The sequence below is a fragment of the Asaia sp. W19 genome, from assembly GCF_003994335.1.
In the GTDB taxonomy this organism is placed as follows: Bacteria; Pseudomonadota; Alphaproteobacteria; order Acetobacterales; family Acetobacteraceae; genus Asaia.
Map to the genome: position 1 here is coordinate 22,296 of NZ_PNQZ01000005.1, position 19,057 is coordinate 41,352.

The following is a 19,057-nucleotide window of genomic DNA, read 5'->3' on the forward strand; positions in this document are numbered from 1 at the left end:
CATGGCGAAGCGGCCACAACCACCCAAACCGAAGGGCGACGGTGCGCCTAAGCCGAAAAGACGCACAGGCTATACCGCAAGCCGCCCCTCCTCTGTGGACAAGCTTCCATTGGAGATCCGTGACGAGATCGGCCGCCTGCGCGGTGAGGGCTATACGATCGACGAGATCCTCGCAGCGTTGCGCGAGCTCGATGTCGTTACGATCAGCCGCTCGACCCTTGGGCGGCACGTCAAGGGCATGGAAAGGCTGGGAGCCAAGCTGCGGCATTCACGCAATATCGCCGAAGCCCTTGTGCGCCAGCTCGGCGATGAACCGGCTTCGCGGGCAGCACAGCTTAACATCGAACTGCTGCACACCACGATCACCGATCTCTTCCTCGCTCAAAATGATGACGGCGAAATCGATGAGAATGGCAAGGCTGCTCTCAACGGCAGCCCGGAAGGCATCATGCTTCTCGCCAAGGCCATGGATCACCTGACCAAATCCGCCAAGGCGGACGCCGAATATGCGGCCAGGATCGAGGCCAAGGTTGAGGCGCGCTTCAAGAAGCAGGCTGAAGCAGGCTTGGCCGCTGTCGCGCGCGAAAAAGGTTTTAGCGCCGAGAACATGGCGTTCATCCGACAGCAAATTCTGGGAACGTCGAAGTGAAGCCAGAAAACTCCCCTCTGCTGCCCTATCAGTCCCGAGTGATCGAGGAGGTGTTGTCGCACAACATCACGGTCATCGAGAAGTCTCGACGTATCGGCATCTCGTGGGTGCTCAGCTGGCTGGCGGTCACTGTAGCAGCATCTGCGCCGTCAGGGGGCGGTATGGATGTCTTCTACATGGGCTATGAAAAGGAGATGACCCGGCAGTTTATCGACGATTGCGCAGATCACGCGAAGATACTGCTTTCTGCGGCGGTAGAGGTTTCCGAAGAACTGTTCGTCGATGATGAAAGACCCGAGCAGTCGATCAAGGCATTTCGCATCGAGTTCGCTTCAGGACACAAGATCCTGGCGCTGCCGTCTGTGGCCCGCGCATTCCGGTCCAAGCAGGGGCTGGTCATTCTGGATGAAGCCGCGTTCGTGGATGATCTCAGGGCGGTCATCAAGGCCGCTCTCGCCCTGCGCATCTGGGGTGCAAAAATCGTCATCCTCTCGACGCATAAGGGGGATACAAACCCTTTCAATTCGCTCGTCGAGGAGGTGCGTTCGGGACGCAAAAAATATCACCTCATGCGCATCACTTTCGAGGATGCGGTGGCGCAGGGTCTCTATCGCAAGATCGCAGCCAAGCAGGGTATTGCCTGGACGCAAGAGGGCGAAGATGCATGGAAAGCCGAAATTCTGGACGAATTCGGGGACGATGCCGATGAGGAATTGCATGTCATCCCGTCGCCTTCGAGTGGCACCTATCTTCCGTTCGCTCTTCTCGAAGCCCGCACGGATCGCAATGCAGGGGTTGCCCGCTGGCAGTGCGACGCCCAGTTCGCGCTGCAGCCTGAGGCAATCCGCACGGGCGAATGCGCAAAATGGTGTGGCGAGGTGCTGCTTCCCCTGCTCGATGCGCTTGACCAGAAGACGCCTCATGTATTCGGAGAGGATTTCGGACGATCGGGCGATCTCACTGTCATCTGGCCGCTTGCGATCGATGCCGGCATGAAGCGCCGCACCCCGTTCACGATCGAACTGCGCAATGTGCCCTTCGACCAGCAGCGCCAGATCCTGTTTTTCGTGCTCGATCGCCTGCCGCGTTTTCGGGGCGGCAAGATGGATGCGCGCGGCAATGGCCAGTATCTGTCTGAGGTCGCGGTGCAACGCTACGGTGCGCGGGTCGAGGCCGTCATGCTTTCCGAGAGCTGGTATCGCGAGAACATGCCGCCAATGAAGGCGGCGCTGGAAGACGACAGTTTCAGCCTGCCCAAAGACCGCGACACCGTGGATGATCTGCGCAGCATTCAGATCGTGCGAGGCGTGCCGCGCATCCCTGACAGCCGCACGGCGAGCAAGACAGGCAATCGTCACGGTGACGCGGCGGTAGCAGCCTGCATGGCCTATGCTGCAAGCCGCGCCGATATCATCGAATACGCGTTTGAGCGCGTGCCATCCCGGCCAGGTTCGCTCGACGGAAAGGTCAATCCGAATGCATGGCCGATCGAGCGCGAGATCGAGGCCGAGCGCCTGGGGCAACGTGAGGGCGCTCTTGGCCTCAGAGGGAGGATCTTTTGAATTCGGCATCCATCATTGCGCTCAGTGCGATCGCGGCCGCCATCCTCGGTTTCGGGGTCTATGTCATCCACCTGGCACGCGGCGCGCAGGCGACAAAAGAGGCCAAGGAAGATGCTCGGGACACCGAGCAAGCGGCCAACACGCAGCACGCCATGGATGCGGCCCAGATCCAGGCGCAGGCCGACCCCGACGCACTGGAACGTAGCCTGCAGGACGGAACATTCTGATGCGCGCTCCTCTTCTTGGTCTGTGGTGCGCATGCGTTGCCCTCAACGCCTGCACGCCTTCTGCACCCTTGCAAACCTGCACGATGCTTGTGGCCTATAGCCGCCAGGATGACGATGCGCTGCTGGCCGAACTCGCAACTCTTCCCAGAGATCGCTATCCGCAGCTGCGTCGCTACCTGACCGACTGGCACGCTGCGCGCACCTCGATGCGACGCTGCACGAAAGGCTGAAACGATGAAGCTGCTCGACCAGTGGGGCAATCCAATCCAGCCGGCCAGGCTCAGCGAGCCTGTGGCGGGACCGGATGTCTTTGGCAACCGCCCGGCCATCATCAGCACGCCCATCATCGGCCTCGACCCAGAGATGATGGGTGCGGCCATGCGCGCCGCCGATCAGGGGGATTCGCTTGCCTGGCAGACCATTGCCGAAACGCTCGAGGAGCGCGATCTGCATTATCTGGGCGTGCTGAATACGAGAAAGCGCACGGTCGCCCAGCTGCCGATCACGGTCTCGGCCGCGAGCTCCGACCCCGAGCATGAGAAGCACAAGGAATTCATTGAGGCCTGGCTGCGCGATGAGCTCGTGGCGCACATGCTGTTCGATATGCTTGACGCGATCGGCAAGGGCTGGAGCGTTCATGAACTGACCTGGGCGCTCAATCCGGGGGAGAACAGGATCGTCGATGCTGTGTTCCGTCCCCAGCGCTGGTTCGATGTTTCGAATCAGGACGGCAGCACGATCATGATCCGCGAATTCAATTCTGCTCCCATGCCGGCCGTGGTGCCTGGAGGCGTGGACCAGATCGGGTTTATTGCCCTCGATCCGCGCAAGTTCGTCGTCCACAAGCATCCGAGCTGGTCAGGCCTGCCTTTGCGCAGCGGGCTGACGCGGGCTGTCGCCTGGGCGTCAATGTTCAAGGCTTTTTCGTCGCGGGATTGGGGGCTGTTCGTCCAGGCCTATGGACTGCCGATGCGCGTCGGATTTTATCGGCCGGGAGCAACCGAGCAGGAAAGGCGCGTGCTGATGCGTGCCGTGACCGATCTTGCGGGAGCCGCAGCTGCCATCATTCCAGAGGGCATGAAGATCGAGTTTCACGAGCCCAAGAACGGTGCAGGGGCGAATGATATCCATCAACGACGGTGCGAGTGGCTGGATGCCCAGATCAGCAAGGCGGTGATCGGTCAGACGGGCACAGCGGACAGCAAGCAAGGGGCCCATGCCTCGGGCGCGATCCATCGTATGGTTCAAGAGGATATCGAACGGGCCGATGCACGACTGGCAACGCGTACGGTCAATATGCAGATGATCGAGCCCATGATCGCCATGACGTTCGGGCCGCAGAAAGCCTATCCCAAGATCTCGATCGGCCGGCCCGACGAGGTGCCGATGGATATCGTCACCACGGCCTTGCAGTGGCTCGGCCCGCAGGATCTGAAGGTCAAGGCGTCTGAGCTACGTCAGCGTTTGGGGCTTACAGATCCGGAAGACGGTGACGAGATTGTGGGGGGGCGTGCTCCAACACCTCCACCGACGCCGCCCCATGATCTGAGCGCGCGGATCGAGCCAGCCGAGGATCGGCCTGGCACAGTGCCCCCTGCCACCATCCGCGATCTGCCCGCCGTTGCAGAGGGCAAGCCTGCCACCGCCAGCGCGCCACCCGGCCAGACCCGGACGACGCGTCACAGCGCTCTGGACCATGAAGCGATTGGGCGTATGGTGCATCGCTTCACCCAGGCACAGGGACCAGGCATCGTGACGGCATTGTCGGAAAGCCTCTCAAGAGATGCAAAGCACGCCATGGAAACGATGGAAGCGCGTGCCCGCGAAGCATTTGGCAACGCAAAGAGCTTCGAAGAGATGACTGAGGCACTCCAGGCCCTGGACCTTCCCAGCGACGAGCTGGCCGATGTGATGGCCAAGGCCATGCTCGTGGCCGAGCTCGCGGGTGAGGCGACGATCCTCGATCAGATGATGGCGCAGCCGGCAAAAGGCCGCGCCTGATCCATGGCCGATGACGATGCCACCCTGAAAGCGGTCAGACTTCCTCCGAATGATGCGCTTGCCTATTTCAGGGGCAAGGAGAACGTCTCTACGGTGCACTGGACCGATCTGTGGCATGAGGCCCACGCACGTGGCTTCATGGTGGCGGGAGCGGCGGCCGAGGGGCTTCTGAAGGATCTGCGCGCCGCCGTTGACAAGGCGATCAAGGGCGAGATCGTCTTCAAGACTTTCCAGAAGGAGTTTGAGGCGATCGCCGAGCGCCATGGCTGGAAGTACAATGGCGAACCCGGCTGGCGGGCGCGGATCATCTACGACACCAATATGGCCACGGCCTATTCAGCCGGCCGCTATCGCCGGATGTCCACACCAGTGGCGCGCGAGATGTTCGCTTACTGGCGCTACCGGCATCATGCCTGCCCCCATCCGCGCGTGCAGCATATGGCCTGGGACGGGATGATCCTGCGCAATGACGATCCCTGGTGGAACACGCATTTCCCGCCCAATGGCTGGCGCTGCCATTGCGATGTGGAAGTCGTTTCAGAGGGCATGCTCGAACGCAATGGCTGGACCGTCTCCGACTCTCCCAAGATCGAGATGACGTCGTGGATCAATCCCCATACCGGCCAGGTGCATCAGGTGCCGGTCGGGATCGATCCCGGCTTTGGCTATAATCCGGGCAAGGCGTGGGAGGATAACGAGGCGGCCCGTGTGGGGCGTCCAGCGCCGGTGCTTGTGCCGGAAGGGCTGATCAAGCCCCCCACACTCCGTCCTGGTCCTGCTGACGCAGATCCGGAAGGCTCGGAAATCACCTACCCCTTCGACACGCATCCTCTGGCGCCGCGACCTGAGGAGGCGCGCCCGGATCTGGCGCGGCCCAACCCGCTCTCGCCAGAGCAGCGACGCGTTTCCCAGCGCAATGCGATCGATGCGTTCATGCGTATGCCGGTCGGGAAGCCGGAAGTCGGAACGGTGCCGGAAAGCGTGCGTCAGATATTGGGGGCTGAAACGCCTCACGTGCTTCTTTCGGACGAGACGCTGACCAAGCAGAATTTGCGCCATCCCGAGATCACGGCCGAGGAATACGGCAAACTGCCCGATATCCTGGCAGCCCCCCATATCATCGCACAGGACGGCGCGCGCCGTGTCGTGTTCTTCCGGCGTGACGGGAAGGATTACCGAGCAGCCCTGAAAACCACTCAAGACGGCAGCGAGACCTATCTGGTGTCGTTCCATCGCACGGAGCAGGTCGCCATACGGCGCGCACTCAAGCGCATGACGATCCTCGACGGATCGGTCGAGGATCTGCTCGGCGCCGAGTTGACGGCGAAATCCGATTTGGAAAAGGGGGAGGAATAGACGACGCGCTGGAGGGGCCTGCCAGGGAACCCCTCAAAGCGATCCCGGTCCCTGCAAGAGAGGCCGGTCCTACGGCAGGCAGAATATCACCGTGTCTCAGCGCGTCGCCTGACCCTCATATAGCGCATCGCATGCCGGAGTTCCACCATGGCGAGCATTACCATCACAGGATCGTTCCAGCCGATGCGCGAGGCGCTGACGCGGATCGCTGCGATCGGGCGCGATCCACGACCTGTCCTGGCGGCGGCTGCACTGCCACTCGAAGACAATGTGCGTCATCGCTTCGACACCGGCACCGACCCCAAGGGCCTGAAATGGTCGGATTACGCGCCGCTCAACCCGCTCTATGCCCAGGACAAAAAAGGGCCTGGCATCCTGAACGAAACGGGAGAGCTTCGGCGGACCATTACTTCGGTAGTCGAGGGGCATGCAATCGTCATCGGCTCACCGCTGGTCTATTCAACCATCCACCAGTTCGGCGGCGTTATCAGAGCGAAGAATGCGCCTGCGCTATTCTTCGTCATGGGCGGTCATGGCTTCAGGCGCCAATCCGTCACTATCCCGGCACGCCCCTATCTCGGCTTCTCGACCGAGGATCGGGAGGTGATCGTCTCGGAACTCGCGCGCTTCTTCCGCAAGGCGGTTTCCGGCTGAATGGTCTGCATGTGGGCAGGTCGGTTTTAAAACGCCGCTAAAACCGATTTAAACGGGGTAGAAGGCCGCTCACCTTCTGCTATCGTCCGAGTGGGGCCAAAACACCCCAAGGCGCTCCTGAGGGCGTTTTTCCGAGGGAGTGCCGTAAAGGCGCCGTGCTCCCCCTAGAAACGTTCAGAGGTCCATCCCGGGACGCATTCGTGCATTCTGTGCGCCATGACAAAGACTGTCCAGATCACACCCGCGCTGAACGCGCTTCCACCGGGCCAGGTGCCTGAGTGGATGCACGTCCTGCCTGCCGGGCGCTTCACCGGTCGCAACGGGGTTGGTCCGTTTGTGCTTGATGACGCGCAGGCCGTGATCCAGGCTTCCCTGGCAGATGGAAAGATCGCGATCGATGTAAACCACGCCACAGACCTCAAGGGCGCGCGGGGTGAGCACGCGCCGGCCGTCGGCTGGATCTCAGCCATGGAAGCCCGCGCAGATGGCATCTGGGCGAAGCCGCAATTCAACAAGGCTGGTCGCCACATGATGAGCGAGCTCGAATATCGCGGCGTCTCGCCCGTGATCGACAGCGCTCCCTCGGGTCGTGTCCAGCGCATCCTGCGCGTGGCTCTCACCAACACGCCCAATCTCACCCTCACCACATTGCACAGCTCACAGACATCGGAGACGAGCATGGACCCCGAAGAGATCCGCGCGCTTCTGAGGCTCGCCCCTGACGCGACGGACGATGAACTGCGCGCCGCCCTCAAGGCAGCGGGCTCGCGCACCACGTTGCATTCCACCATCGCCGGTGTCGTGGGCGTGCCTACCAATACGGATCAGGCCGCGCTTGTCGCCGCCCTGACCAGCAAGATCGGCGGCGATAATGCGGCTGTTGCGGCGCTCAAGGCCCAGCTGGAGACAATCCAGAAAGAGCGCTCGCAGGGTCAGGCATCGCAGATGCTCGACAAGGCTGCAGCCGAGGGCGTCGTGATCACCCAGGAGATGAAGGAGAGCATCGTCACGCTGCACAGCAGCGATGCGAAGCTCGCCGCCAATATCGTGGCATCCTGGCCGCGCACGAACCTCAACAAGGGTAGCGTCACGCTGCACTCCGCCCAGGCGAATGCCTCGGGGGGTGAAGTCTTCGAAAGCCTCGCCGCCGGTTTTGGCATCGATGCCGCCGACCTGAAGAAAGCGATGGGGGATCGTCATGGCGCTTGAAGCCGATCGCGCCCTTGTGCGCCTCATGGTCGCGCGCGGCCCCGTATTCGGATATGCGGTCGCTGCCGGATATGTCGTCTATCGCGGCTCAATCACCGCGCTGCTTTCGGATGGTACCGTCATTCCTGCCGGTGTTGCGGCACCTGCCGGTCTTACAGTGGTTGCCAATATCGGGCTCGCGAGCCAACAGCAGAACAATATGGCGAACCAGAACGTCGTCAGCCCGAATTATGGTCCCGGCCCGGTTGAGATCGATCGCGGCACCTGGGCGCTCCCATTCGATGAAGCCCCCTCTTGGGCAAATTACGGCGCGTCCGTCTATGCGATCGACGATCAGACGGTCTCACTCAGCGACGGATCTTCGCCCGCATCGGGCAACACCCCGGCTGTCGCCGCCACGCGTCTCAAGATCGGTGTTCTCGCCGGTTTCGACGAACGCGGCACGCCCTTCGTGACGATCTGAGGACCAGAAAGCCATGCAAATCACAGGCCCTAATATTGCTGCGCTTTCGACCGCAGTCAGTCTTGCCTTCAACAAGGCGATCGGCACGGCGCCCTCGCGCTACAGCCGCTTTGCCCAGGTAGTCCCTTCGGAAGCCGGCGAGAATTTCTATCCTCGTCTCCCGGAAATGCCGGGAATGCGCAAATGGATCGGCTCACGCGAGATCCATCAGCTCTCGACGATGCAGCAATATGCCATTCGCAACGAGACCTATGAAGAAACCATCGCCATCAAGCGCGAGGACATTGCGGATGATCGCTGGGGCGTGTTCATGCCCTATATCGAGCAGCTCGCGCTGGATGCGGCTGAGCTCCCCGACCAGCTGTGCTTCGGAGCGCTGGAGAACGGCACGAAGACGACCTGTCTTGATGGGCAGTATTTCTTCGACACCGATCATCAGGCGGTGAATGCGAACGGCGAAACTTTCACCTACCCCAATATGGCTGGGCCAAAGGCTGGCGAGACGGGCGGTCCCGCCTGGTACCTGCTTTGTACGACGCGCGCGCTCAAACCGATCATCTTCCAGACCCGTAGCCCGTTTACGGTCACAGCACGCACACGGCTGGACTCGGACAATGTGTTTGAGAACCGCGAATTCCAGTGGGGCGTGGATGGTCGTTGCGCCGCAGGTGTCGGGTTCTGGCAGTTCGCTTATCGCTCAACCCGTCCTCTGACCATTCAGAGCTTCGGCGATGCCAAGGCCGCCATGGCCTCGCTGTGTCGTGCGGATGGCACCCCCTACGGGATCGTGCCGGATCTGCTCATGGTGCCGAGCAACCTCGAACAGGCTGGACGCACGCTGCTCAAGGCGCAGTTGGCACCGCTTTCGGCGGGCAACAACTTCGCGACTGGTACGAACCCGTGGATCGGCGCCGCCGATCTGATGGTCGCCGAGCGTCTTTCCCAGCTGAACGGATAATCCCATGGCCAAGACACCCACGCGCGCCCAGTCGGGCGCGCATGACAAGACCCCTGATCAGGAAGCTCCCGTTCAGGGCGCGAATGCCCCCGGCGCCGAAGCCCCCGTACCGGCGAACGGGGAGGCCGTAAACTATCCCCTCGCCGATGAAGACGGTGCACGTATGATCGCCAGTGGCGGTGCAGCGGGAGGGTTTCACGACTCTCTGCGCGACACGCAGCCCCATGAATTCGGCGGGGTTGGGCATACGCTGACCATCGGTCATGGACATCCCCACGGTGAGAGCAAGGCGGCCGGGCATATCCTTCTCCCTGAAGGCCGCACCCGTCCGCTTCAGGTCGGCGATCTCGTGATCACCTGCCAGGAGCCGGGCTTCCGCCGCGCGGGCGTCGCGCACCCTGCTTTTGCCATCCATGACAAAGGCCGCTTCTCGCCGAACCAGATCGACCTGCTTCGTAACGAGAGCAAGCTGACGGTCATCGAGATCGGCTGAGCAGAGGAGCGCGCGCGATCATGGCCTACGCAACGCCAGACGATCTGATTGCCCGATACGGGGAAGTGGAGATTATCCAGATCTCCACGCCGGACGGACAGGCAATGGATCAGGTCAATGTACCACGGGTCGCGATCGCTCTCGGCGATGCCTCGAACATGATCGACAGCTATCTGCGGCGCCGCTACGTGACGCCTGTCGCAACGCCGCCTCTGGCCCTGACGCAGAGCTGCTGTGCGATCGCCCGTTTCCTGCTCTGCCAGATGGGCGGCACGACGAGCGCCGAAAAGGTCAAGGAGGCCTATCAGGCTGCGCTCTCCTGGCTGCGCAAGGTCGAGGACGGTTCCGTGACGCTGGATGGCGAGCTTCTGCCCAACACAAGCCCGAACTGGGCGGAATTCCAGGGACGCGAAAGGACCGTGAAATGCTGGTCATGAACCCTGCGCCCGACGCGACAGAAATCCAGGCATTCCAGGCGATCATCTCGGGCGGCGTAACAGGCGCGGCTTTTCAGGCAATCCAGGCACAGCTCAAGGCTTTTTTCGATCCGGCCTGGTTCTTCCATGCGGTCATTCCGGCAAAGGTGTCGCAGGCCACCTGGAAAGACATCACGAGAACAAAGAACCTGATCGGCTTGGGCTGGTCGCACTGGTCGCCGGAGAGCGATAACGCCGGTACCTTCCGGGGCACGCTATCCTTTCCGCTGATCCTGATGGTCTCATTCGACAAGCCCGAGCAGCGTTATCTGGGCGCGCAGATCGGATCGGGCGCCTACCTGCCCGGCATGATGGGCTTGCAGGAATATGCGATCGCAGCGCTCCACGGCTTTACGATCGAGGATATCGGCACGTGCCGCGTAACTCAGGTGAGCAGCACAGAGCTGGCTGACTGGAACCAGGACGGCAAGGCAACGGTCGTGCTCGAAATCACGATCCCCGATGTCGCGCTCGATCTGCCGACTGTCACGGCAACGCTCAATGATTTCCTGCGCCTGCAGGAGCAGCTGATCAGCGACCAGACCGATCTCGGCACCACAACCATCACCGTGAGAGAAGAATGAGCCCCATGAACGTCAGCACGGCCAAGGATCGTGTGGTCAAGGATCTGAGCGGCAGGCCGGTTCCTGCGCAATTCTCCGTCGATCCGACCGACCCGTTCTGGGCGCGGCTGATCGCTGCCGGCGATATCGTAGAGATCAAGGCAGACCCGACGCCGGCAGAGTCCAGCCCGGCACCGTCCGCCGGTTCAACGGCCAGTTCGACCACCGCCCCGTCGAACAGTGTCTCGTCGAACAGCGCCTCGACGACACCCACCCCGGCCGCATCCGCAGCGAGCGTGGCCTTAAGCCCAGCCAAGAAGGATAGCGGCTCGTGAGCGAATTCACGCAGATCCCCGGCATCTATAACGTTCCGGGCGCCTATACCGAGGTGCAGTTCACGCCCCCCGACACCGTTTTCGCAATGCCGGTCCGGGTTTTGTTCATCGCCATCCAGCAGGGACTGGCAGCGGCCACGCTCCATCAGAACGTGTCTGCCAGTCAGATGCAGGCCACGATGGGGATCGGTTCTTCCGCTTCGATCGCGATCGCCGCATTCACTGCCGCCTGCCCGGGTGTCGCGATGGATGTCCTTGCTCTTCCGCCCGGCGCTGGTGCGCAGGCTTCAGCGGCAACGATCGTCTTTAACGGGCCAGCTACCGCTTCCGGGACGCGTGCGCTTTATGTGGGCGGTCAACGCATCACCTTTGGAGTGTCATCCGGCGATACGCCCGCAATCATGGCTGCGAACTTTCTCTCCGCCTATGGCGCAGGAACAACCTCGTCGGTTCTGGCGCAGACCGGCCTGATCGCGTCTGCCACGCTCTCGTCGGACGGCAAGAGCACAGTTGCGAACAGTGTCACCCTGACGGCACTCGAGGAAAGTCAGTATGGCAATGACATCGATGTGCGGGACTCGCCCTATGTCAGCGATGCCGTAGCTGGCGCCACGCTCGATATCACGCCCGCCGGTGGTGGCGCGGGAGCGCCCAGCATCTCTGCTGCTCTCGGGCTGATCTCGGCGACCTGGTACACGGACATCGTCACCCTGCTCTATGACACGCCCAATCTACAGACACTCGCCCAGGAGGCGCAGCGTCGTTATGGCGCGATGGTCAAACAGGATGCGCGTGTCTATGCCGCCCTGCGCGGCAGCTATGGCAGCCTGCTGGCGGTGACGGCCCAGCTCAATTCGATGCTGCTCAATGTGATCGGGGCGCAGAACCCGATGTGGACGCAGGCGGCGATCGTCGGCGCTTTTGCCGGCCAGTGCTGCATGTCGCTCAATAGCGACCCCTCCGTGCAGTTGCGCGGTCTCACGCTGGACGCAGTCGCCGGTATGGGGCCACAGGGTCTCGATGCCTTCATCCCATCACAGCGCAATGTGCTCCTGGGCTCTGGCATCAGCACCTTTACGATCGGCTCTGATGGCACGGTCGCGCTCGAACGCGTCGTGACCACCTATCAGAACGCGGCCTCGGGTGTGCCCACAGGCCTGCCGCAGGACATCATGGTGCCTGCGATCGCGAGCCGCGTGCGCTACGATTTCAACGATTACGTCGTCACGACCTATCCACGCGCCAAGCTCGCCCAGAACAATGCCGTTTCGGCGAACGTGCCCAACGTGGTGACGCCCAAGACCATGCTTGGGGCCTGGGCGGCACGCTGCAAGCTCTACGAGGCCAATGGCTGGATCGAGGATGTGGACACGCTCGCCGCTTCGGCTTCGTTCAGCATCGATACCACCGATCGCAACCGGCTCAATGCCATGCTGCCGATCAAGCCGATCGGCGCGCTGATCATCGATGCCAATATTCTTCAGGTTCAGGGGTAAACGATCATGGCTGCAACCGTCGGCATCGTCCGCCTCTGGTGGGCGGGCACACAGTATAATGTGGTCAAGGGCTCCTCGATCCGCCTGTCGGGCATCAGGAATGTGACGCAGGTGGCCGGGTATCAGGCATTTCGCAGCGCCGAATTCCAGGCTGGCGAAGTCCGCGCGACCCTGCTCATCGCCAAAGGCATGAAGCTCTCATCCCTGATGCCTGGGGAAGAGCAGGAGCTTCAGTGGCAGGCCGATACCGGCCAGCTCTACACCTCGCCGGACGCCTTCATTCTGGATGCGCCCGTGCTCAGCGATGACGGCGGCAAAGCACCCGTCGTCTGGAATTTCTCCTCCTACATCGAACTGGACGCAAGCTGATGGATTTCGACCCGACCCGCCCCTCTGTGCATCACGAACACGCCCATGTGACGCCTCAGGTGCTCGATGCCAGCGAACGCGCCGACAAGCCCGTTACCGTCGATATGCGCCCGAAGCTGCCAGAAGGCGCGCGCTGGAACACGGATGGAACGGTGACGATCGCACTCGATGAGCCGGCCGGAATCACACGTCGCTCCGGTGAGCACGAGGATATCGAGCAGATCCGCGAGATCACCTGTCGCCGTCTGCGTGGCGGCGACATGATCGATGCCGTCGATGCTGAAGGCGCGTCGGGGCGGCAGCTGTTCCTTCTCAAGCGCATGACCGGGCTTGAGGATATGAAGGGTGAATTGTTCATCCGCGCCCTGTCCCATGCTGATTACCTGACCCTGGTCGAGGTGCTTGGCGTTTTTACACGGCGTGGCCAGAAGACTGGCCGGTAATTCTGGCGGCTCTGGCGCACACGCTCCATTTCGACGAGGCAAGCCTGTGCCGCATGAGCCCAAGGCGGGCGCTGTTCTGGAATAACGCGGCCAACGCGCTCGGCGAGCGTATCAGAAAAGAGAATGAGGCCCGGAACTGATGTCGGACTCCCTGCACACTCAGTTCCGGATCGACCTGGCAGACGGCATTTCCGGACCGATCGACAAGATCATCGGCATGCTGGCGCGGATCGACCAGGCGCTCAGCCGTGTCGGAGGGACCGATCCCTTCGACAAGATGTGGGAGCCAATCGAGCAGACCACACGCGCCACCAATACCTTCTCAGAAACGATCGGCCGCGCCGAGGCATCCATGCAAGCCGCCATTGGGGCGACAACCGCCCTGGGCGAGGGGCTGTCGCGCACGGATGCTAGCGCGACAGCAACGGCCGAAGCCATGGGGGCATTGGCAGGCGCGGCCGATCGTGTCGATCAGGCATTTGCTGAAGGGAACCAGGCGCACGGGTTTGACAGACTGCATGAGCCGGTCGAGCGTGCCGCCCAGGCCACACGTGCGCTCGATGAAGCGCTCAGACGCACCGATGCCTCCATGGCTTCGGCAGAGGGGAACACCCGGGTTTTCGATGAAAGCCTCGCCGCTACCGCTAGCGGCGCGACAGAGGCGGGCGATGCTCTGAACCGCATGGGTCAGAACGCCCAACGCGCCGCTGAGCAGGCAATGTCAGCCATGCGCGCCGTACAGGGCACGCTTAATTCAGGCTATGGCGCATCGGGCAACGGCGGAGGTGGATTTCCGTCGGGACCAACCGGATCGAGGGCCTATCTGGGGAATGTTCATCACTCCCTGGAGAATGTGCATCGCTCGGTCGAGGAAGGCATGGGCCGGGCCTTCGGAGCCGCAGCCGCGGGCTTTGGGTTGATTGAGCCGGTCCACGCGGCAGCCGAATTCGACAACACACTCACCCATATCGGCATCGGCCTTGGATATGACGGTGACGCGAACCATAAATTCGCAGCAAGCTATGGAATGCAGATCAATCAGCTGGCACGCGCCACGTCCCAGCGTGGTGTGGATCTGGCCGATGCGGCGGGCTTCTTCAGTCGCGAAGGCTATGCAGGCGACAAGCTCGATGCGGTCTTGCCCACAGTTGCTCATATCGCCACTGCCTATAATGCGGCGCCCGAAGCTGTAGCGAAAAGCACCTTCGCATTGCAGGAAAACCTGGGTGTTAGTGACAAGGCACTAGGAGGGGCTCTTGCCTCAGTAGCCATCGCGGGCAAGCAGGCGGATCTGCCCTTCGAAAAGCTGGCGCCCTTATTGCCTCAGGTTGCGGCTCAGGCCGGAATGCTCGGTGTCAAAGGGCGGTCGGGGGTTGATGATCTGGCAGCGCTTTTAGCGGTTGCGCGCAAGTCAACGGGCACAGAAGGCGAAGCCGTCACCAATACACGTGCCTTCCTTCAGGCCATTACGAGCCCGCATACCGCAAAGCGCTTCGCAGAGTTCGGCGTCGATCTCTTTGGCACAGAACAAAATGCCCGCGCCAAGGGCATCGATCCCATGATCGCCGTGCTTCAGCAGGTCAACCGCATCACTCACGGCGGCACTGACGCGAAGGTCCTGGGCACCCTCTTCAACAATCAGGAAGATCGCGCATTCGTCACGGCCATTCTCAAGCACATGGATCAGTATTTCTCGATCCGGCAGAAGGTGGCGGGCGCCGATCAGAGCGTTATCGACCATGATTTCAACACGGGCCAGCATTCGACCCTGAGCGAATTAACGGCGTTCGAAGAGGCGCTAAGCCAGGTTCTGCGCATCATCGGCGAGGGCTTTGTGCCGACGCTGCATATGCTCACGATCGGGCTGCACGGTGTGATCGATGTCATGGAATGGATGCAAAAGCACACGCCTGGCGTGCTCCCGGTGATCCTTGGAATCACGAGCGGCCTTATCGCTTTTGCCGCCGTTATGGCAGCGTGTGGAGCGGTTCTGATCCCGCTCAAGGCGGGTTTTGGCCTGATTGGGGCTGTGCTGTCACCTCTGCGGTTCGTGATCGGTGCGGTAGCCGGTGCGCTGGAGATCTCGGTTGGCGCGTTTGCTGCCTTGTCGGTGGGCATTCTCGCCGGCGTCGCTGTACTCGGCTTTGTGGCCTATGAAACCTACAAGCATTGGGACGCGATCAAAAAAGCCTTCATCTCATTCGGTGGATGGCTCGAGTCCTGGGCGAGCTGGCTCTTGCATCTGGGGTCGCATGGCACGCCTAAGGCCACAGGCGCATCACCGGATAAACTCGCCATGGCGACCTCCGACAAGAACCCGAAACTCCACCTGCATATCTCCACCGACCCGGGTGCCAAGGTAGAGACCAAGCAAAAGCATCCTGACATCAAGCTTGCCATGATCGATACCGGCCGCATGTTGGCGCGCGCATGAGTGGATCTCTCTCCACGGCCGGTCTCGGCGAGATCGGCGCTTCCACGCTTTCCAGCCTGGGCGGCATTGCGGGGCTGGCCAGCTCGGCGCTGGGACGCATCCTCACCACAGCCTCGTTCCGGGGCGTCACGTTCTTCATGCCCGATGTGCGGGAGGCGGGCGGCCGACGCGTAGTTCGCTGGCTTTTTCCCGGACGCGACATCCAGCGCTTTCAGGATTTCGGGGCGATCGAGGGGCCGATCCAGATCACCGGCCTGATCATCGGCGATGATTACGTCATCCGCGCCCAGCGTCTGCGCAAGGCATTCCTGTCCGCAGGCCCGGCCACACTGGTGCATCCGTGGTATGGTCGCCTGCGCGTTCGCCTGGCCGAGCAGCCGCCCGAGATCTCCTTCTCCGATCGCGAGATCCGCGTCGCACGGTTTACCGCCTCTTTCTATCGTGACCCGGAGACATCGGGCGCACCCGGGCTCTTCGCGTCGATCACGGATACGCTCACCAATCTGATGACCCAGGCCGATGGGCTGGTCGATGAAGGTATCCTCGCCTGTCAGGGGGTACTGTCAGTGCTGGCTATCCCTCTTGCGCTGTCGGGCGCTGTAGGATCGCTGATCAGCCAGATCTCCGGGGTCTGGGATGGCCTTCTCGGGAATGCGCCGCAACCCCTGCAAGATGCGACGGCTGCGGCGCAAGTCACACTCGCCAATGGCGTTTCTCCGCCTTTGGTCAATGACGATACGAGCTACGCCGATGCTGTGTCGACGGCATTTGCCGTGGTGCCCGCTGCCATAGCCTCAGTGGCCATGCCTGCCCAGGCGGCCGCCATAGCCCCGGCCTCGATCGTCGCGAACGGTGTGACGCTCACCGTCGCGCCGGCTACGATCGTCACGATCCTTTTGCAGGGCGCATCGAAGATCGGGACGGTTGCCCTCAACACGTCCCAGACCAGTCAGGCACCCGCTTCCGTTCTGGCCCTGGGGGTGGTGGCACGCATGGTCACGCTCGCCCAGGCCGTGGCCGCCTCGACATCGGTCTCCTATGTCAGCCAGCCTGATGCCCTTTCCGTGCGCGACATTCTCGTTGCGGCCGTCGATGCTCTGGGCGCGGATATGGGCAATGCCGCCGCCGCAGGCGCTCCGCTTCCCATGTCGGCCATGTGGGGCGCGCTTCGGGATCTGCGGCTTGCCATCCTCGCCGATTTCTCGACCACGATCGGAAGACTGCCTCCCGTCATATCGATTGCGACGACACGTCCCATGAGTGCCTGGACGCTGGCCTATGCGCTCGCTGGCGACACGCCCGCCAATGTCCAGACCACGTTCGATGACATGGTGGCGCGCAATAACCTGATCCACCCCGCCTTCGCCGGTCCCGGTGCGGTGCAAATTCTGGACCTGAGCTGATGAGCGATACCAGGACCGTTTCCCGCCGCCCCATGACGGTGAAGATCGCGGGGCGCATCCTCGAAACCTGGACCAGCTGCGAAGTAGGGCGAGACCTTGCCGATATCGCCGGGTCTTTTCGCATTCGCTACCTGGACGAGCTGCGCTCTGCTGCCCTGCTTGGCGGTGAGACACCAGAGGTCGCCGCGATCCATCCTCGCGATTCGGTGGAAATCTCGATCAATGCAGATGTGGTGCTCAAGGGATGGGTGGACGATATCAATCTGACGGCCGACGAGCATACGGCAGAGGCCATCATCAGCGGCAGAGACGTGACAGGCGATCTCGTGGATTGCTCAGCCAACCCAACGGGGCCGGGGGAGTACCGGCAGATCCGCCTCGAAAGTCTGGTGGGCCATCTGACCAACCCCTACAAGATCACCCTCGATCAGCAGATCGAGACGGGAGCACCCTTTACCCTGGTGGCGCTGGATCCGGGCGACACGGTCATGGATGCAATCGAGCATCATGCCAGGCAGCGCGGCGTGCTCGTGACATCCGATGGAATTGGCAAGATCGTGCTGACACAGGCGGGCACGACAAGGGCCAGTGACAGTCTGAGCTTTCCAGGCAATGTGCGCGGCATCGAGGTGCGGATTTCCTCGCGTAATCGCCATTCCGATGTCTGGGTCAAAGGCCAGTTCAAGAGCCAGTTAAGACCCGTCAAAACCACGCTCGATGCGAATGCTGCGCCGCTTTCTGCAGCTCCGGCGCAACCGCCGGCCGCGCCTTCACACCGCAAGGTCGAACTCGCCAGCACAACGCGTTACGGACATTGGGTCGATCCTGAGGTTCAGCGCTATCGCCCTCGGGTATGGATGGCCAAGACGCAAAGCGGCGGCTCGGTGGCCACACAGCAAACGACGAATCCGCCACTGGACAGCACCGCACAGGGCCTGAGCGACGAGGTCGGGCCGCCGCTCGCCTTTCATGCCGGCACGCGCCACAAGAAGCGCAAGGCGACGAAGCCCCGCGAGGACGCCGACCCCTGGACCTTGCAGGATCAGGCGGAATGGCGTGGTCGCACAACGCGGGCGGGCTCGACGGCCCATGTCTATATCGTGCCCGGTCTTCGCAACAGCAAAGGCGATCTGTGGCTGCCCAACCAGCTCGTCTCGGTGACAGATCTGTATAGTGGCCTTACCCAGGACATGCTGATCGGTGCCGTAACGTGGGTGGCCTCCGATCAGGGCTATGAGACGCGGATCTCTGTCGTGGCGCCCGATGCCTATAACCTCAAGGGGGATGAGGATCACACCCGTGCCGGTGCCCGCAAATCCTCGCATCTCACCGCACGATCCCTCATAGGGCGAAGCTGATGCTTGCGGCCTTTCACATGGCTCTGCGCAGCCTGTTCTCACGCGGCGTGATCGCCGATATCGATGATACGGGCGGCGATCAGACCGTGACGCTCGACACGCATTACGGGGTAACGCGATCGAGCGTGCCTGTTCATCACCCCTTTGGTCTTGCAGCCCATGCCCCCCATGACGGGGCTGTGACCCATGTCGTCGCCAATGGCAGCGATCCGGCCGATCTTGTGGCCCTGCCGCCCGCAAACCCTTCGGTTGCCCGCATGGGCAATCTCGCCGAGGGGGAGGTCTGTCTCTATGATTCCATGGGGCAGAAGCTCTATTTTCAGGGCGGCAAGATCGTCAGGGTCGATTGCGCAAGCGAGTTGCAGGTCCGCATCGGGGGCACTACGGTGTTTGATGTCAATCAGGACCGGATCTACACGTCTCTCGATATCCAGACGGATGGCAAGATCACTGCCAAGGGCGATGTCGTCGCGGGTAAGGTAAGTCTGCAAACCCACATCCATACGGGCGTGCAGGCCGGTTCCGGAACAAGCGGACCACCACAAAGCTGATAGCCTCTAGAATCGGTCGGGGGTATGGGCGGGGCGCAGACATGACATTCTCCCCTC

General features: G+C 62.0%; 21 protein-coding genes. All 21 read left to right on the top strand.

All coding sequences use genetic code 11. The features are described 5' to 3' along the window. Position 1: 1 nt before the first annotated feature. The 21 genes from C0V97_RS01030 to C0V97_RS01130 all read left to right on the top strand — a co-directional run bounded on the left by C0V97_RS01030 (position 2) and on the right by C0V97_RS01130 (position 19,000). Positions 2-649 (top strand): DUF3486 family protein, encoded by a 648-nt coding sequence (locus C0V97_RS01030; RefSeq protein WP_127099873.1) that lies wholly within the window; start codon positions 2-4, stop codon positions 647-649. Then, complete coding sequence (locus tag C0V97_RS01035; protein ID WP_233581874.1) at positions 646-2,211, top strand: hypothetical protein; 1,566 nt, start codon at positions 646-648, stop codon at positions 2,209-2,211. Before C0V97_RS01030 ends, C0V97_RS01035 begins: the two co-directional genes overlap by 4 nt. Continuing rightward, the gene (locus C0V97_RS01040) at positions 2,208-2,438 is read left to right on the top strand and encodes a hypothetical protein (protein ID WP_127099875.1); all 231 of its coding nucleotides are present in this window, start codon (positions 2,208-2,210) and stop codon (positions 2,436-2,438) included. Before C0V97_RS01035 ends, C0V97_RS01040 begins: the two co-directional genes overlap by 4 nt. Beyond that, complete coding sequence (locus C0V97_RS01045) at positions 2,438-2,668, top strand: hypothetical protein (RefSeq protein WP_127099877.1); 231 nt, start codon at positions 2,438-2,440, stop codon at positions 2,666-2,668. The genes C0V97_RS01040 and C0V97_RS01045 overlap by 1 nt, the downstream gene beginning before the upstream one ends. 4 nt (positions 2,669-2,672) lie before the next feature. Continuing rightward, positions 2,673-4,439, top strand: coding sequence for a DUF935 domain-containing protein (locus C0V97_RS01050; protein ID WP_127099879.1), 1,767 nt, complete (start codon positions 2,673-2,675; stop codon positions 4,437-4,439). Between the two features lie 3 nt (positions 4,440-4,442). Beyond that, positions 4,443-5,795: a phage minor head protein gene (locus C0V97_RS01055; protein WP_127099881.1), complete on the top strand. Its 1,353-nt coding sequence runs from the start codon at positions 4,443-4,445 to the stop codon at positions 5,793-5,795. A 147-nt stretch (positions 5,796-5,942) separates the two neighbouring features. After that, a complete protein-coding gene (locus C0V97_RS01060; protein ID WP_127099883.1) occupies positions 5,943-6,449 on the top strand; it encodes a phage virion morphogenesis protein in 507 nt (168 codons plus the stop codon). Positions 6,450-6,665: 216 nt separating this feature from the next. After that, positions 6,666-7,658, top strand: coding sequence for a phage protease (locus C0V97_RS01065; protein WP_127099885.1), 993 nt, complete (start codon positions 6,666-6,668; stop codon positions 7,656-7,658). Then, entirely contained in the window at positions 7,648-8,121 is a 474-nt protein-coding gene (locus tag C0V97_RS01070; protein ID WP_127099887.1) for a hypothetical protein, read from the top strand. Before C0V97_RS01065 ends, C0V97_RS01070 begins: the two co-directional genes overlap by 11 nt. Before the next feature lie 13 nt (positions 8,122-8,134). Further along, positions 8,135-9,079, top strand: a complete 945-nt coding sequence (locus C0V97_RS01075) for a Mu-like prophage major head subunit gpT family protein (protein WP_127099889.1) — start codon at positions 8,135-8,137, stop codon at positions 9,077-9,079. 4 nt (positions 9,080-9,083) lie between these two features. Beyond that, entirely contained in the window at positions 9,084-9,572 is a 489-nt protein-coding gene (locus C0V97_RS01080) for an HI1506-related protein (protein ID WP_127099891.1), read from the top strand. A gap of 20 nt (positions 9,573-9,592) precedes the next feature. After that, entirely contained in the window at positions 9,593-10,009 is a 417-nt protein-coding gene (locus C0V97_RS01085; RefSeq protein WP_127099893.1) for a gp436 family protein, read from the top strand. Continuing rightward, the gene (locus C0V97_RS01090; protein ID WP_127099895.1) at positions 9,997-10,632 is read left to right on the top strand and encodes a hypothetical protein; all 636 of its coding nucleotides are present in this window, start codon (positions 9,997-9,999) and stop codon (positions 10,630-10,632) included. The genes C0V97_RS01085 and C0V97_RS01090 overlap by 13 nt, the downstream gene beginning before the upstream one ends. Next, positions 10,629-10,946, top strand: coding sequence for a hypothetical protein (locus tag C0V97_RS01095; protein WP_127099897.1), 318 nt, complete (start codon positions 10,629-10,631; stop codon positions 10,944-10,946). Before C0V97_RS01090 ends, C0V97_RS01095 begins: the two co-directional genes overlap by 4 nt. Next, a complete protein-coding gene (locus C0V97_RS01100) occupies positions 10,943-12,442 on the top strand; it encodes a phage tail protein (RefSeq protein ID WP_127099899.1) in 1,500 nt (499 codons plus the stop codon). The genes C0V97_RS01095 and C0V97_RS01100 overlap by 4 nt, the downstream gene beginning before the upstream one ends. A 6-nt stretch (positions 12,443-12,448) precedes the next feature. Then, entirely contained in the window at positions 12,449-12,811 is a 363-nt protein-coding gene (locus C0V97_RS01105) for a phage tail tube protein (protein WP_122050356.1), read from the top strand. Beyond that, positions 12,811-13,254 carry a hypothetical protein gene (locus tag C0V97_RS01110; protein ID WP_122050355.1) on the top strand — a complete coding sequence of 148 codons (444 nt, stop codon included), beginning with the start codon at positions 12,811-12,813 and terminating at the stop codon, positions 13,252-13,254. Before C0V97_RS01105 ends, C0V97_RS01110 begins: the two co-directional genes overlap by 1 nt. A 139-nt stretch (positions 13,255-13,393) precedes the next feature. Next, positions 13,394-15,688, top strand: coding sequence for a phage tail tape measure protein (locus tag C0V97_RS01115; protein WP_127099901.1), 2,295 nt, complete (start codon positions 13,394-13,396; stop codon positions 15,686-15,688). Further along, a complete protein-coding gene (locus C0V97_RS01120; protein ID WP_127099903.1) occupies positions 15,685-17,091 on the top strand; it encodes a DNA circularization N-terminal domain-containing protein in 1,407 nt (468 codons plus the stop codon). The genes C0V97_RS01115 and C0V97_RS01120 overlap by 4 nt, the downstream gene beginning before the upstream one ends. Continuing rightward, on the top strand, positions 17,091-18,449 hold the full coding sequence (locus C0V97_RS01125) for a phage baseplate assembly protein (protein ID WP_127099905.1): 1,359 nt from the start codon (positions 17,091-17,093) through the stop codon (positions 18,447-18,449). The genes C0V97_RS01120 and C0V97_RS01125 overlap by 1 nt, the downstream gene beginning before the upstream one ends. Further along, a complete protein-coding gene (locus C0V97_RS01130) occupies positions 18,449-19,000 on the top strand; it encodes a phage baseplate assembly protein (protein ID WP_127099907.1) in 552 nt (183 codons plus the stop codon). Before C0V97_RS01125 ends, C0V97_RS01130 begins: the two co-directional genes overlap by 1 nt. Positions 19,001-19,057 lie beyond the last annotated feature (57 nt).

Excerpts from the sequence above, each read along its gene's own strand:
- C0V97_RS01030 (WP_127099873.1), top strand. The coding sequence starts at position 2 with ATGGCGAAGCGGCCACAACCACCCAAACCGAAGGGCGACGGTGCGCCT.
- C0V97_RS01045 (WP_127099877.1), top strand. The coding sequence starts at position 2,438 with ATGCGCGCTCCTCTTCTTGGTCTGTGGTGCGCATGCGTTGCCCTCAAC.
- C0V97_RS01050 (WP_127099879.1), top strand. The coding sequence starts at position 2,673 with ATGAAGCTGCTCGACCAGTGGGGCAATCCAATCCAGCCGGCCAGGCTC.
- C0V97_RS01055 (WP_127099881.1), top strand. The coding sequence starts at position 4,443 with ATGGCCGATGACGATGCCACCCTGAAAGCGGTCAGACTTCCTCCGAAT.
- C0V97_RS01060 (WP_127099883.1), top strand. The coding sequence starts at position 5,943 with ATGGCGAGCATTACCATCACAGGATCGTTCCAGCCGATGCGCGAGGCG.
- C0V97_RS01065 (WP_127099885.1), top strand. The coding sequence starts at position 6,666 with ATGACAAAGACTGTCCAGATCACACCCGCGCTGAACGCGCTTCCACCG.
- C0V97_RS01070 (WP_127099887.1), top strand. The coding sequence starts at position 7,648 with ATGGCGCTTGAAGCCGATCGCGCCCTTGTGCGCCTCATGGTCGCGCGC.
- C0V97_RS01075 (WP_127099889.1), top strand. The coding sequence starts at position 8,135 with ATGCAAATCACAGGCCCTAATATTGCTGCGCTTTCGACCGCAGTCAGT.
- C0V97_RS01080 (WP_127099891.1), top strand. The coding sequence starts at position 9,084 with ATGGCCAAGACACCCACGCGCGCCCAGTCGGGCGCGCATGACAAGACC.
- C0V97_RS01085 (WP_127099893.1), top strand. The coding sequence starts at position 9,593 with ATGGCCTACGCAACGCCAGACGATCTGATTGCCCGATACGGGGAAGTG.
- C0V97_RS01090 (WP_127099895.1), top strand. The coding sequence starts at position 9,997 with ATGCTGGTCATGAACCCTGCGCCCGACGCGACAGAAATCCAGGCATTC.
- C0V97_RS01095 (WP_127099897.1), top strand. The coding sequence starts at position 10,629 with ATGAGCCCCATGAACGTCAGCACGGCCAAGGATCGTGTGGTCAAGGAT.
- C0V97_RS01105 (WP_122050356.1), top strand. The coding sequence starts at position 12,449 with ATGGCTGCAACCGTCGGCATCGTCCGCCTCTGGTGGGCGGGCACACAG.
- C0V97_RS01110 (WP_122050355.1), top strand. The coding sequence starts at position 12,811 with ATGGATTTCGACCCGACCCGCCCCTCTGTGCATCACGAACACGCCCAT.
- C0V97_RS01115 (WP_127099901.1), top strand. The coding sequence starts at position 13,394 with ATGTCGGACTCCCTGCACACTCAGTTCCGGATCGACCTGGCAGACGGC.
- C0V97_RS01120 (WP_127099903.1), top strand. The coding sequence starts at position 15,685 with ATGAGTGGATCTCTCTCCACGGCCGGTCTCGGCGAGATCGGCGCTTCC.
- C0V97_RS01125 (WP_127099905.1), top strand. The coding sequence starts at position 17,091 with ATGAGCGATACCAGGACCGTTTCCCGCCGCCCCATGACGGTGAAGATC.
- C0V97_RS01130 (WP_127099907.1), top strand. The coding sequence starts at position 18,449 with ATGCTTGCGGCCTTTCACATGGCTCTGCGCAGCCTGTTCTCACGCGGC.